This is a genomic window from Acetobacter sp. DsW_059 (assembly GCF_002153695.1).
GTDB lineage: Bacteria > Pseudomonadota > Alphaproteobacteria > Acetobacterales > Acetobacteraceae > Acetobacter > Acetobacter thailandicus.
Window position 1 is genome coordinate 1 of sequence record NZ_JOPI01000010.1, and the last position, 12,795, is coordinate 12,795.

The window sequence follows — 12,795 nt, forward strand, 5'->3', positions numbered from 1 at the left end:
ATATATAACGTTTCTATCGTGAAAACTATAAAGATAAAAAATTTATTATTAATAAATATAAGAAAAATTATAAATAAATACATAAAAAAGCCGGTACATAATGCACCGGCTTTTTTTAGTCATCAAAAATCTCTGCTGCAGAAATTCTTTTTAACCCTCGAACGGGTCACGTACCAGAATGGTATCATCACGATCAGGGCTGGTTGAAAGCAATGTAACCGGCGCCCCGACCAGCTCTTCTATACGGCGCACATATTTAATAGCCTGAGCAGGCAGATCAGCCCAGCTGCGGGCACCCCGGGTCGTTTCTTTCCAGCCTTCAATCTTTTCAAAAACCGGCTTTACGCGCGCCTGTGCACCTGGAGCTGAAGGGAAACGATCTATCTGCTGACCATCAAGCTCATAGCCTGTACAAATGGCAATTTCATCCAGCCCGTCAAGCACATCAAGTTTTGTCAGGGCAAGACCGTTAACGCCACCAACGCGCACAGCATGGCGCACAAGAACAGCATCAAACCAGCCACAACGACGCGGACGCCCCGTCACCGTACCAAACTCATGACCACGCTCGCCAAGCTTACGGCCAGTGTCATCAAACAGCTCTGAAGGGAAAGGCCCTTCACCCACACGCGTGCAGTACGCTTTAGCAATACCCAGAACAAAACCAGCAGCAGCAGGCCCCATACCTGAACCCGTACCTGCATTAGACGCTACAGTGTTTGAGCTGGTCACAAACGGGTAGGTGCCATGGTCAACATCAAGCATCACAGCCTGTGCGCCCTCAAACAGAATCCGGCTGCCAGAACGACGGGCATCATCGAGAATATCCCATACAGGCGCCATATAAGGCAGCACCTTCGGAGCAATATCTGTCAGAAACGCCAGAAGTTCCTCTTTACTGAAAGTCTCTGCATTCAGCCCTTTGAGAAGAGTGTTGTGGTGCAGCAGCAGCTCATCAAGCTTCCAGTCCAGTGTTTCCGGTTCGGCGAGATCGCACAGGCGAATAGCACGGCGGGCGACCTTATCTTCATAAGCCGGACCAATACCGCGACCGGTTGTGCCAATTTTACGCTCACCACGAGCAGCCTCACGCGCACGATCCAGCGCACCATGGACAGGCAGAATCAAAGGCACATTTTCAGCGATTTTGAGAGTCTCAGGCGTAACCTTCAGCCCCTGTTCCTGGATACGGCCAATCTCAGACAGCAGGGCCTGCGGGTCAACGACCACACCATTGCCGATGATACCCAGCTTACCGTTTACAACACCTGAAGGCAGCAGAGACAGCTTATAAACCTGGTTACCGACAACCAGCGTATGCCCTGCGTTATGACCACCCTGAAAACGCACAACAACGTCAGCGCGGCTGGCCAGCCAGTCAACGATCTTGCCTTTACCTTCATCGCCCCACTGCGACCCGATTACAGTGACATTAGACATAACACTCTGCTCCTGGAAAAAACCTGCCTGTCATCGTCATCGGCAAACATGAACGATGAAGAAAAATAAACCTCAAACCAGCTCGATGCAGCTCGCATCGAGAAGAATATGACTACACCCAAGGCGCCGGGCCTCAGCATAATAAACAACCTCACCCTCTGCCGGAGCACACAGGCTGTTAATTGCAGCAACGCCGCGCCCGCGCAGGGCATCTGCGACATCTGTGCTGGCACCCGGGGCAACATACACGCGCTGCATCACCGGCACATTAGGCACAAGGCGAAACAACACATCAGGACGAAACGTCAGGCCACAGGCCGGCTCGTCATCATTACACAGATAACGCCCGCCACGCCCCAGCTCTTCAGAGCAGCCCTGTGCAAACACCGTAACACATACGCCGGTATGGTATTTCCAGCCTCTGAACTCAACCGGATCAATCGTCAGGCGCAGGTCAGGTGACTGAGCCTTAATAGCCGCAACAACTTCTGTCAGACGCTGCAGCGCAGCGCGCGCGCGCGCAGGCAAAGATACCCGGGCCAGCAAAGGCAGCACTCTGTCAGCCGGGCCTGCGGCCTGCAGAAGGGCTGTCAGGATCTCTGACAACCTGCCTCCCAGAGCAGACACCGCAGCGGCGTCTTTACGGTCAAGTGCGCGCATAAGAGCCGGACGCTCCGCCTCTGGCACCGCTGCCTCTTCAAGCAATGCGGGAATCAGGGACGGCATAGTCAGGTCAAAGGACACGCCGGGAATGTCGAGCTGCTGAAGGGCTTCAGCTGCAACGCAGATCACCTCAGCATCAGCCTGGGGGCTGTCAGGGCCGATCAGCTCTATACCAGCCTGCATGATCTGGCGGCCACTCTCATCAGCTGCTGATGGCAGCACAACAACGCATGACCCGGCATAAGACAGACGCAGGGGGCGCGGAAGACGCTGCAGACGAGTCGCAGCCATACGCGCAATCTGCGGTGTAATGTCAGGGCGCAGCACCATCATCCGCCGGGTCTCAGGGTCCATCACGCGAAAACTCTGATCCGCCAGGGAGAGACCTGATCCACTGAGAAGCGTTTCTTCAAACTCCATCAGAGGCGGGCGCACATGGTCATAACCATATGACGCAAACACGCGCACAAGAGCTGCAACGCCCTCAGCCTCGGTCCGTGCCTCGGGAGGGAGCAGATCAACAAAACCGGTCGGCAACAAAGCCGGGCTATATGGGTCTTCCGTCATAAGGGCCTCTATACATTGCCTGTGACACCCGTCATACCCGCAGGCACTCACTTTTCATACACTCAACAGTTAATTATGCCTCACCTGGCAGGGTTTCCCACCCGGGACCAATCACTGTAAGAATTCTCCGCTCCACGCCATCTTTGCGCAACACAATGATATTGCGGTCTTCAAGCCACTCGAGCACACGCCGTGCGCGCCCCTGTGACACCGTACCATAAACCCTGGCAATTTCTGCATCAGCCGGACAAGGCTGCCGGGCAATAGCCGCACGTGCAAGACACAGAAACACGGACTGAACATCCTCAGGTAAACCTTGAGCCAGAGACTGAGCCTCCTGCCATTCAGGCGTGACACTCATGTCCTCGCTTACACCGCTCCGTGCCGTAGCCAGTGCACGGTTAAACCTCTTAAGGTCAAGCGCGTTGCGTCCAAGGCCCGCTATACGGCAGCGCACCAGAAAGTCCTGATACAACACGGGAGCAGGCCGAAACGTGTTCTCTGCACTCTCAAGCATTTCACGCAGCACGGCCATCATACGGGCTTCCCGCTCCTGCTGGCTCTCAGGCGTTTCTTCCTGTTCAGGCTCTGTGCGGGCCGCAGCCTGTTGCTGAGCCTCACCATGCGCGGCAAGACTTGAGAGCAGATCAGGTGGTGGGGCAGCGGCAATTTTCGCAGGCCGGGAAGCCACCTCAAACGTAGTAAGAGGAGCAAGAATCAGGTCATGCACCGGTGCTGATGGCGGCTCAAACGGCGCCAGAACAGGACCGGCAGAACGACTTTCTGTTTCAACTGCACCGATTCTGACAGAAACAGGGCGACGACACAAAGCCGGGCCCAGCGCAACAAATGTGCCTCGTGCAAGGTCACGGAAAGCCTCAGCCTGCCGGCGCTCCATCCCCAGAAGGTCAGCAGCACGGGCCATATCAATATCAAGAAACGTACGGCCCATCAGAAAATTAGAAGCCTCAGCCGCAACATTTTTTGCAAGCTTGGCCAGACGCTGGGTCGCGATAACTCCAGCCAGTCCTCTTTTACGACCACGGCACATCAGGTTGGTCATCGCCCCGAGCGAAGCTCTGCGCGCCTCATCTGATACCTCGCCCGCTGCGGCAGGCGCGAAAAGCTGAGCCTCATCAACCACAACAAGCACAGGGTACCAGTATTCACGCGGCACCTCGAACATGCCGCCCAGAAAAGCTGCAGCCCATTTCATCTGCTGGTCTGCATCAAGCCCTTCCAGATTCAGGACGACAGAAGCACGATGCAGGCGCATACGCTCACCAGCAGCGTGCAGCTCCATCTCTGAATACTCAGCACCATCAATAACCAGGTGACCAAATTTCTCCGCCAGGCTTACGAAATCACCTTCAGGATCAATAATCGCCTGCTGCACGAGACGCGCCGACTGTTCAAGCAACCGCCTGAGCAGATGTGACTTACCTGAACCCGAATTGCCCTGCACCAGAAGACGGGTCGCAAGCAGCTCCCCCAGATCCATCTGTGCCGGACCACCGCCGGGTACATCGCCGATTGTAATCATATTGCTCATGAAAGAGCAGATACCGTCAGGATCATGGTTGCTGCAACCACTCCAGCACACCTTTTGCAGCTGCACGCCCTGTTGCGAGGCAGGCATGCAACAGATAGCCGCCTGTCGGGGCCTCCCAGTCGAGCATTTCACCTGCGACAAAAACACCGGGACGGGCTGTCAGCATAAAATGTTCATCACACGCGGTATGCATCACACCACCCGCAGTCGAAATAGCCCTGTCGCGTGATTCTGTGCCGACCAGACGCACCGGCACAGCTTTAAGACGCGCGGCAAGCTCTTTTGATGTTGCAGGTACATCACCAGTCTCGCGTAGTAATGCGCCGGCCAGCGGAGGCAGGCGCAATGCCTTACGCAAACGATTGGAAAGACTCTCACGCTGGCGCACGGCTGAAAGGCGGGCAGTCAGGTCCGCCTCACTCATCCCGGGCCTGAGATCAAGCATCAGCGTAGCAAAGCCATCGCGCTGTATGGCCTGACGCAACGGTGCTGAAAGCGCATAAAGCGCCCCCCCTTCGAGGCCCGTCGCGGTTACCACGATCTCACCCTGCACGGTACGTCCATCAAAGGTCAGGGCAACAGGCTTAAGCGGCGCGCCCGCAAAACGCTCACGAATCACCTCAGACCAGGCGACCTGAAAGCCGCAGTTAGAGGGCACCAGCGGCGCAACCGACACACCCTGCCCTGCCAGAACAGGTGCCCACGCACCATCACTGCCAAGGCGTGGCCAGCTTGCCCCGCCTGTAGCCAGCACAACAGCATCAAACTGAAAAGGAGAAGCAAGCTCTGGTGACAAAGAATGTCCGGGACGCGCAGAGCTGAAAACCGGCTGCCCCTGAGCATCCCAGCCTTCCCACCGTGTGAGCGTATGCAGCTGCACACCCTGCGCACGCAGGCGGCCAAGCCATGCCCGTAATAAAGGGGATGCCTTCATCATCTCAGGGAAAATACGCCCTGAAGACCCTGTAAAACTCCTGATACCCAGCCCCTGCATCCACTGAGTGATATCTTCAGTAGTCCATGCAGCAAGCGCAGGTACCAGCCAGGGAGCAGCCTCTGCATAGCGCGTCAGAAACACATCTTTTGCTTCGGAATGGCTGATATTTAACCCGCCACGGCCCGCCATAAGCAACTTACGCCCCGGGCTTGGCATCTGCTCTACAATATGAACCTGACACCCCGCCGCAGACAAATACTCCGCTGCAGCCAGGCCGGCAGGACCACTGCCAGCCACACACACACGGGCTGTCTTTGTACCTGCGTTTTCTTCTGAAACAGACACCCGGCTCAGCCTGCGCTACCAGCTGCCCGCACAGCAGCGGCCAGCTCTCTGATCTGCTGTAAAACACGCGGCAATGTCTGCTCTGTCGCCCTGCCTTCTGCATCAAGAGTATCTGCCAGCGTTGCCAGCAGCGCTGATGCAACAACTGCTCCGTCAGCAATGCTGGCCGCAGTTGCGGCCTGCTCTGGCGAGCGAATACCAAAACCTATAGCAACCGGAAGTTTTGTTGCCGCACGCAGGCGCGGCAGCACCTCACGCAGGTCAGCAGCACTTGCGGTACGCGTACCGGTTATGCCCGTAATACTGACATAATAAACAAAGCCTGATGCATGAGAGAGCACATAGCGCAGACGTTCATCTGACGTGGTCGGTGCAACCAGACGAATAATATCAAGACCGGAAGCATCAGTATGGGGTTCAATAACGTCAGCTTCTTCAGGTGGCAGATCAACAATAATCAGACCATCAACACCCGCGTTAGCCGCATCCTTACAAAAACGTTCATAGCCGTACGTTTCAATCGGATTGAGGTAACCCATCAGGATAACCGGTGTGTCCTGATCTTCTTCTCTGAACTGCGCCACCATTTTCAGCACGCCGGTCATTGTTGAACCTGCTTTAAGGCCCCGCAATGCTGCCTGCTGAATAACCGGCCCGTCAGCAGAAGGGTCAGAGAATGGCACACCAATCTCAATCAGGTCGGCACCGGCAGCCGGCATCGCCTTAAGCAATGCCAGTGCTGTATCATAATCAGGGTCAAATGCCTCAAGATAAGGAATGAGCGCACCACGCCCCTGAGTGGCGAGAGAAGCGAAGCGGGCGGCAATACGGCTCACAGTTTTACTCCCAGATAATCAGCAACAGTAAAGATGTCTTTATCACCCCGGCCGGAAATATTGACGACCAGAAGGGTATCTGCAGAGAGTGTCGGAGCCATTCGGGCCGCACAGGCAATCGCATGCGCTGACTCAAGAGCCGGAATAATACCCTCAGTGCGGGTACAGAGCTGAAACGCGTCGAGTGCCTCCTGATCGGTAGCACCTACATATTCAGCACGACCAATGTCATGCAGCCATGAATGCTCAGGCCCGACACCGGGATAGTCAAGCCCGGCACTGATCGAATGTGCCTCGGTGATCTGACCATCTAAATCCTGCATCAGATATGTACGGTTCCCGTGCAGGATGCCAGGACGCCCACGCTCAATAGAGGCAGCTGTCTTGCCACTGTCGAGTCCGTGCCCGGCGGCCTCAACGCCAATCAGCCGCACAGATGCATCATCAAGGAACGGATGAAAAATACCCATCGCGTTGGAACCACCACCAATAGCGGCAACGATCAGATCAGGCAGACGCCCTTCGGCAGCCATAATCTGCTCTTTGGTTTCATCACCAATAACACTCTGAAAATCACGCACCATCGCCGGGTAGGGATGCGGTCCGGCCACCGTACCAACGAGAAAATACGTATCCGCTACATTTGCCACCCAGTCGCGCATCGCTTCATTCATGGCGTCTTTCAATGTGCCGGCGCCGGCTGTAACTGGCACCACCTCAGCGCCGAGCAGACGCATACGAAATACATTAGGCTGCTGACGCTCAACATCGGTCGCCCCCATGTAAATCACGCATTTCATGCCAAAAAGCGCACAGACTGTGGCCGTTGCCACCCCATGCTGACCGGCGCCGGTTTCAGCGACAATACGCTTACGCCCCATGCGACGGGCCAGCAAAATCTGCCCCATAACGTTATTAAGCTTGTGCGAGCCTGTATGATTCAGCTCTTCACGCTTCATATAAATTTTTGCGCCACCCAGCTCTTCAGTCATGCGGCGGGCAAACCACAACGGACTGGGACGACCGACGTAATCCTTCAGATAATAAGCCAGCTCTTTATGAAACTCAGGGTCAGCTTTCGCAGTATTATAGGCCTGGTCCAGCTCAAGCAGCAGCGGCATCAGGGTTTCAGCCACATAACGTCCGCCATGCCACCCACCAAAGTGCCCGCGTTCATCAGGGCCCTGCCGGAGGGAGTTCGTCTGTGCTGCATCTGCTATCATCTGGATTCTGCCATCTACTGTCTGTGCATGCTGCTCACGAAGCCATAAAACTCCGGGAGCAGGTTCTCTGGCTTACCAGATTCTGCTGGTATTTGCACAGAGGCCTGCAGACTGTTTCAGCATGAAGTGAGGTCACTTCATGAGAATACATATAATTTCGGGCAAAACAGTTCTTGCGGATGATTGACAGCGTTTAGCGATAGCTCTACATAGTTCAGTCAGTTACTGGCTGACTTCACCTGCCCAGTACTCTCCCCGTCCTTTTATAGTCAGGATCTTCCTGCGTCGGTTTTTGCAGAGTATCTGCATCACTGGTGTTTTAAATACCCTGCCCGTCACAGGATCTTTATTACGATCCCGGCTTCCCTTTTCTGCTCACCTTGCCAACTCAGGGCATCTTTATATGCAGCTTGCAGAACTCAAGGCCAAATCTCCGGCCGATCTTCTGGCATGTGCCGAAGACCTTAATATCGAAAATGCCTCCTCTCTGCGCAAACAGGATATGATGTTTGCCATCCTCAAAGCTCTGGCCGATAACGACCAGGCAATTTATGGCGATGGTACACTTGAAATCCTGCATGACGGATTTGGCTATCTTCGCTCTCCGGAATCGAACTACCTGCCAGGACCGGATGATATTTATATCTCCCCTCTGCAGGTACGACGCTTTGGTCTGCGCACGGGCGATACAGTTGAAGGCCAGATTCGCGCACCACGTGATGGCGAACGCTACTTCTCACTGCTCAAAATCAACAGCATTAACTACGAGCCTCCCGAGGCCGTTCGCCACCGTATCAACTTCGACAACCTGACACCGCTCTACCCTGAGCGTCGCCTGCAGATGGAAGTTGAAAACCAGGCTCCTGCGGTCAGCGAAACCAGGGGTAAAAAAGGCAAAAGCACGCAGGATTTTACTCCGCGCGTCATTGACCTGGTAACGCCCATTGGTATGGGCCAGCGTGCGCTGATTGTTGCACCACCCCGTACCGGTAAAACCGTCATGCTGCAAAGCATTGCGGCATCAATCTCAGCAAATCATCCTGATGTCTTCCTGATTGTTCTGCTGATTGATGAACGCCCTGAAGAGGTCACCGACATGGCTCGCTCTGTACGGGGCGAAGTGATTTCTTCTACCTTTGATGAACCAGCACACCGCCACGTGCAGGTGACAGAAATGGTGCTGGAAAAAGCCAAACGCCTGGTTGAACATAAGCGTGATGTTGTTATTCTGCTCGACTCAATCACGCGTCTGGCCCGCGCTTATAACACTGTTGTGCCATCATCAGGTAAAGTGCTGACAGGTGGTGTGGATGCTAACGCCCTGCAGCGCCCCAAACGCTTCTTTGGTGCCGCCCGTAATATCGAAGAAGGCGGTTCACTGACCATTATCGCCACCGCTCTGATTGATACCGGCAGCCGTATGGACGAAGTGATTTTTGAAGAATTCAAGGGCACAGGTAACTCTGAACTGGTACTTGATCGTAAGCTGGCGGATAAACGTACGTTCCCCGCAATCGACATTACCAAAAGCGGCACCCGTAAAGAAGAACTCCTTGTTGACCGCGCCACCCTCTCTAAAATGTGGGTTCTGCGTCGCATCCTGGCCCCTATGGGCACGATGGATGCCATGGACTTCCTGCTTGATAAGCTCAAATACAGCAAATCAAACAATGACTTCTTTGAAGCCATGAACAACTGACGGCTTTACAGCTCTGAGGTTACAAAAAACAGGAGGCCTGGTGCCTCCTGTTTTTTTATAAACGGTTATCCGCCAGCTTTCTGAATACGCAGCACAACCACATCTTCTGCCTCACTGTGCTCATCTAAAACCTGATGACCAAGCTGCCGCACAGAACGAGTGACATTAGTATAAGTCTCCCCTGTTTTAAGACGCACCTGCAAATGTCCCCCCGGCGCCAGAGCGTCGAGTGCAAGGCGGGTTCTTACAAATGTCATGGGGCATTTTTCCCCGGTAATATCGAGCATTATATCCTCTGCGGTTATAAGTCAGGAAGGCGATTTCCTGCCATCCTGGCGAACTGCCACATATCAGACCACTTAAATTTTACGCAGCAAAACATGTGGAAAAGGTAAAATTGGACAAACACCGCCAAATTCGGCTACCTGATGAAGAATAACGCAGGTGATCACAAACAGGATTTTTACCTTTGAAAGCGCAACCGGCAGAAGAGTCACGTATCGCACAGCTCTGTATTGAACGCGGCCTGAAAATGACAGGGCAACGCCGGGTTATAGCACGCGTATTATCGGACGCAGATGACCACCCTGATGTCGAAGAGCTTTATCGTCGTGCATCTGTACTCGATTCACGCATTTCAGTTGCTACTGTTTATCGTACCGTTCGTCTTCTTGAGGAAAAAGGTATTCTTGAACGTCGTGACTTTGGTGGCGGTCGTGCACGCTATGAAGCAACCGAATCAGGACGGCATCACTATCATCTGATTGATGTTGATAACGGGAAGGTTATTGAGTTCGAAGACCCTGCCCATGAAGAATTTATGCGGCGCGTGGCTGAGCGTCTTGGATTTGAGTTCGTCTCTATGAGACTGGAGCTCTTTGGTAAAAAGCTCAGAAGCCCGGCCAGCACTGATAAAACAACCCGGCATGACAGGGAGAAGGAAAAACACTCATGAGTTCAGTTCTCAGACCTGGCAATACCTCTCTCTCCACTCTCGAACTGGAGCGCAATGGCTTTCCTGAGCTGCGCGGGGGCAACCTCAGCGTGCGTCTTGCCACGACAGATGCTGAACGCGATGCAGCTCATGCGCTGCGCTATAAAGTTTTTTACGAAGAAATGGGCGCAAGCCCCGATGCCGAAACCTTACGGCTGAAGCGTGACATTGATAAATTTGATGCCGTGGCAGACCACCTTCTGGTCATTGATAATGATATCGCTTCTGACGCACGCGGAGTTGTTGGCACCTATCGCCTGGTGCAAAGCGAGGCTGCCGCTAAAATTGGTCATTTTTACTCCTCGAGTGAATATAATATCTCCAAACTAACCGACTTCCCGGGGCGCTTGCTCGAAGTTGGCCGCTCGTGCGTTGATAAAAACTATCGGGGGCGGGCAGCCATGCAGCTCTTATGGCGCGGCATTGCCTCCTATATTTTCCTTTACCGAATCGATATTTTGTTTGGATGCGCCAGCCTGCCGGGCACCAACCCTGACAATATCAGCAATGAACTAACCTATCTTTACCACAACCATCTGGCCCCTCCTGCCCTGCGCGTTGAGGCCTTATCTGAACGCAAGGTCGAAATGCTGCGTGCAGACCCGCAAGCACTAAACTACCGTGCCTGCCTTGCCGGCCTGCCACCTCTTATCAAAGGGTATCTGAGACTTGGCGCGTATGTGGGAGATGGTGCGGTGATTGATCCGCAGTTTAACACGACGGATATTGCAATCATCGTTAAAACAGAACTTATGGCTGATAAATATTACAGACATTATGAGCGCCGTCTGCGTGATGCGCTGGATGAAAGAGAATAAACTCTGATACGACCAGCCAGGCCAGCGCACGTGATACTCCGATGAAGTATTTTGCCTTTTTGCGCAAACTTCGCCCCCGACATCTTATTCCCCGACATACGGGCATAATGCTGAGTGCCGGTGCTCTCTCTGCACTGGCCTTACCGCCGGTGCACTGTCTTTTTGTACTACTCCTGACTTTTCCTCTCCTGGCCCGCACAATCGACAAAAGCTCTGACTGGAAACGAGCAGCCTGGGCAGGGGCAATGTTCGGATTTGGGTTTTACGCCACAAGTCTTTACTGGCTGGTCAACGCAGTAATGATCCGCGCAGCCGATTTCTGGTGGTTTGTGCCCTTTCCCTCTCTGGGGTGCGCTCTCATTCTCGCTCCGGTTACAGCCGCACCAGCCGCTTTGTGCCGGTTAATCAGACCAGGCCCGCTACGTATGATCGCTCTGGCCGCAGGCTGGACACTATGCGACATGGGGCGTGTTTTTATCTTTAGCGGCTTTCCCTGGAACCCCCTGGGCAGTGCACTGGCTATACCCGGCGGCGCAGGGGATATACTGATACAACCTGCCGCATGGATGGGTGTGGACGGCATGACATTTGTCATCGTTCTTCTCAGCCTGTTCTGCGGTGCCGCTTTGCAGGATGGCTGGCGGCAGCGCCACAACAAAAGCGTTTTACTGCAACAGGCAAAAACCAGATACCGAACTTTACTCGCTGGCAGTCTGTTTATCATAACCTGGGTAAGCGCCGGCTTTCTCAGACTTCACACTGTGCACCCTCAGGGAGTAAACGGCCCGATAGCCGTTATTGTACAGGGCAATATTCCCGAATCAGAAAAAGTGGAAAATCTGAGCCCCCAGAGTATTTTTGAACGCTACCTGACACTAACCCGTCAGGGTGTGCAGCAAGCACTGATGCAGCAGAAATCAGACCCTGGCGCGACAAAAGATCCGGTAGTTTTTTTATGGCCTGAAACATCATTCCCTGGCTACACCCTGCTACAGGACAGTCCCCGTGCCCGTCAGATTATTATGGCCTGGGCAGAGGGTGCTCAGGCAGGCCTGATCGGTGCGCTGCGCGAAGACCAAAACGGGCAGTACCGCAACTCAGTCATGGCCCTGTCACCTGATGGAGCTATTGAAGCAACCTACGATAAGGCAAAACTTGTACCTTTTGGTGAGTACCAGCCCGCCTTTATCCCTCTTCAGATTGTACCCGGTGGCGGTATAGCTCCCGGCCCTGGGCCACAAACCTGGCACCTGGACAATGTTCCTGCCACAGGCCCTCTCATTTGCTATGAAGTCATTTTCTCAGGTGATGTTGTTAACCAGCATGATCGCCCCCGCTGGCTGGCGAACGTGACGAACGATGCCTGGTTTGGCAACAGTGCCGGCCCGCGCCAGCACCTCTCCTCCGTCAGGCTACGCGCCACTGAAGAAGGCCTGCCTGTTGCCCGCGCTGCCAATACAGGAATTTCTATAGCTTATGATGGCTATGGCCGTGAAATAAAACACCTGGGATGGGATAAGACCGGTTTTCTGGTTGTTAATATTCCGCCAGCACTTCCTTCAACACTTTTTTCAAAAGCAGGAAGAATTTCATATTTTTCATTGATTTTATTGATTTTCATTAGCTGTTTAATTATTTCTAAAATAGATAATAAAAATAAACATCTTAACTAATTTATTACCAAAATATTTTTTATATGCCATTAGATAAATAATAATATA

11 protein-coding genes are annotated in these 12,795 nt (G+C 53.6%); 4 read left to right on the forward strand and 7 right to left on the reverse strand.

Going from position 1 to position 12,795, the window contains the following annotated elements:
- Positions 1-150: 150 nt before the first annotated feature.
- From HK25_RS02355 to trpB, 6 genes are all read right to left on the reverse strand, one after another.
- Positions 151-1,440 carry an adenylosuccinate synthase gene (locus tag HK25_RS02355; RefSeq protein ID WP_086554264.1) on the reverse strand — a complete coding sequence of 430 codons (1,290 nt, stop codon included), beginning with the start codon at positions 1,438-1,440 and terminating at the stop codon, positions 151-153.
- Positions 1,441-1,512: 72 nt separating this feature from the next.
- A complete protein-coding gene (locus HK25_RS02360; protein ID WP_086635173.1) occupies positions 1,513-2,670 on the reverse strand; it encodes an ATP phosphoribosyltransferase regulatory subunit in 1,158 nt (385 codons plus the stop codon).
- A gap of 73 nt (positions 2,671-2,743) precedes the next feature.
- On the reverse strand, positions 2,744-4,222 hold the full coding sequence (locus tag HK25_RS02365; RefSeq protein ID WP_086635174.1) for an ATP-binding protein: 1,479 nt from the start codon (positions 4,220-4,222) through the stop codon (positions 2,744-2,746).
- Between the two features lie 22 nt (positions 4,223-4,244).
- Positions 4,245-5,504, reverse strand: a complete 1,260-nt coding sequence (locus HK25_RS02370) for a TIGR03862 family flavoprotein (protein ID WP_086635175.1) — start codon at positions 5,502-5,504, stop codon at positions 4,245-4,247.
- 5 nt (positions 5,505-5,509) lie between these two features.
- The gene (trpA, locus tag HK25_RS02375) at positions 5,510-6,340 is read right to left on the reverse strand and encodes a tryptophan synthase subunit alpha (protein ID WP_086635176.1); all 831 of its coding nucleotides are present in this window, start codon (positions 6,338-6,340) and stop codon (positions 5,510-5,512) included.
- Entirely contained in the window at positions 6,337-7,563 is a 1,227-nt protein-coding gene (gene trpB, locus HK25_RS02380) for a tryptophan synthase subunit beta (RefSeq protein WP_086635177.1), read from the reverse strand. Before trpB ends, trpA begins: the two co-directional genes overlap by 4 nt.
- 403 nt (positions 7,564-7,966) lie before the next feature.
- Between trpB and rho the strand changes: the two genes are divergently transcribed.
- Positions 7,967-9,262, forward strand: a complete 1,296-nt coding sequence (gene rho, locus HK25_RS02385) for a transcription termination factor Rho (protein WP_086554320.1) — start codon at positions 7,967-7,969, stop codon at positions 9,260-9,262.
- 65 nt (positions 9,263-9,327) lie between these two features.
- Here the strand turns inward: rho and HK25_RS02390 are convergent, their stop codons facing one another.
- A complete protein-coding gene (locus HK25_RS02390; protein ID WP_086635178.1) occupies positions 9,328-9,549 on the reverse strand; it encodes a sulfurtransferase TusA family protein in 222 nt (73 codons plus the stop codon).
- A gap of 245 nt (positions 9,550-9,794) precedes the next feature.
- Here HK25_RS02390 and HK25_RS02395 point away from each other — a divergent pair, with 245 nt between their 5' ends.
- The 3 genes from HK25_RS02395 to lnt are packed head-to-tail and all read left to right on the forward strand — an operon-like array spanning position 9,795 to position 12,747.
- The gene (locus HK25_RS02395; RefSeq protein ID WP_233127613.1) at positions 9,795-10,217 is read left to right on the forward strand and encodes a transcriptional repressor; all 423 of its coding nucleotides are present in this window, start codon (positions 9,795-9,797) and stop codon (positions 10,215-10,217) included.
- Positions 10,214-11,074 (forward strand): GNAT family N-acetyltransferase, encoded by an 861-nt coding sequence (locus HK25_RS02400; protein WP_086635179.1) that lies wholly within the window; start codon positions 10,214-10,216, stop codon positions 11,072-11,074. Before HK25_RS02395 ends, HK25_RS02400 begins: the two co-directional genes overlap by 4 nt.
- 41 nt (positions 11,075-11,115) lie before the next feature.
- Positions 11,116-12,747 carry an apolipoprotein N-acyltransferase gene (gene lnt / locus HK25_RS02405; protein ID WP_086635180.1) on the forward strand — a complete coding sequence of 544 codons (1,632 nt, stop codon included), beginning with the start codon at positions 11,116-11,118 and terminating at the stop codon, positions 12,745-12,747.
- Positions 12,748-12,795: the final 48 nt, after the last annotated feature.

Excerpts from the sequence above, each read along its gene's own strand:
- rho (WP_086554320.1), top strand. The coding sequence starts at position 7,967 with ATGCAGCTTGCAGAACTCAAGGCCAAATCTCCGGCCGATCTTCTGGCA.
- HK25_RS02365 (WP_086635174.1), bottom strand. The coding sequence starts at position 4,222 with ATGAGCAATATGATTACAATCGGCGATGTACCCGGCGGTGGTCCGGCA.
- HK25_RS02360 (WP_086635173.1), bottom strand. The coding sequence starts at position 2,670 with ATGACGGAAGACCCATATAGCCCGGCTTTGTTGCCGACCGGTTTTGTT.
- trpB (WP_086635177.1), bottom strand. The coding sequence starts at position 7,563 with ATGATAGCAGATGCAGCACAGACGAACTCCCTCCGGCAGGGCCCTGAT.
- HK25_RS02395 (WP_233127613.1), top strand. The coding sequence starts at position 9,795 with ATGACAGGGCAACGCCGGGTTATAGCACGCGTATTATCGGACGCAGAT.
- lnt (WP_086635180.1), top strand. The coding sequence starts at position 11,116 with ATGAAGTATTTTGCCTTTTTGCGCAAACTTCGCCCCCGACATCTTATT.
- HK25_RS02400 (WP_086635179.1), top strand. The coding sequence starts at position 10,214 with ATGAGTTCAGTTCTCAGACCTGGCAATACCTCTCTCTCCACTCTCGAA.
- HK25_RS02355 (WP_086554264.1), bottom strand. The coding sequence starts at position 1,440 with ATGTCTAATGTCACTGTAATCGGGTCGCAGTGGGGCGATGAAGGTAAA.
- HK25_RS02390 (WP_086635178.1), bottom strand. The coding sequence starts at position 9,549 with ATGCTCGATATTACCGGGGAAAAATGCCCCATGACATTTGTAAGAACC.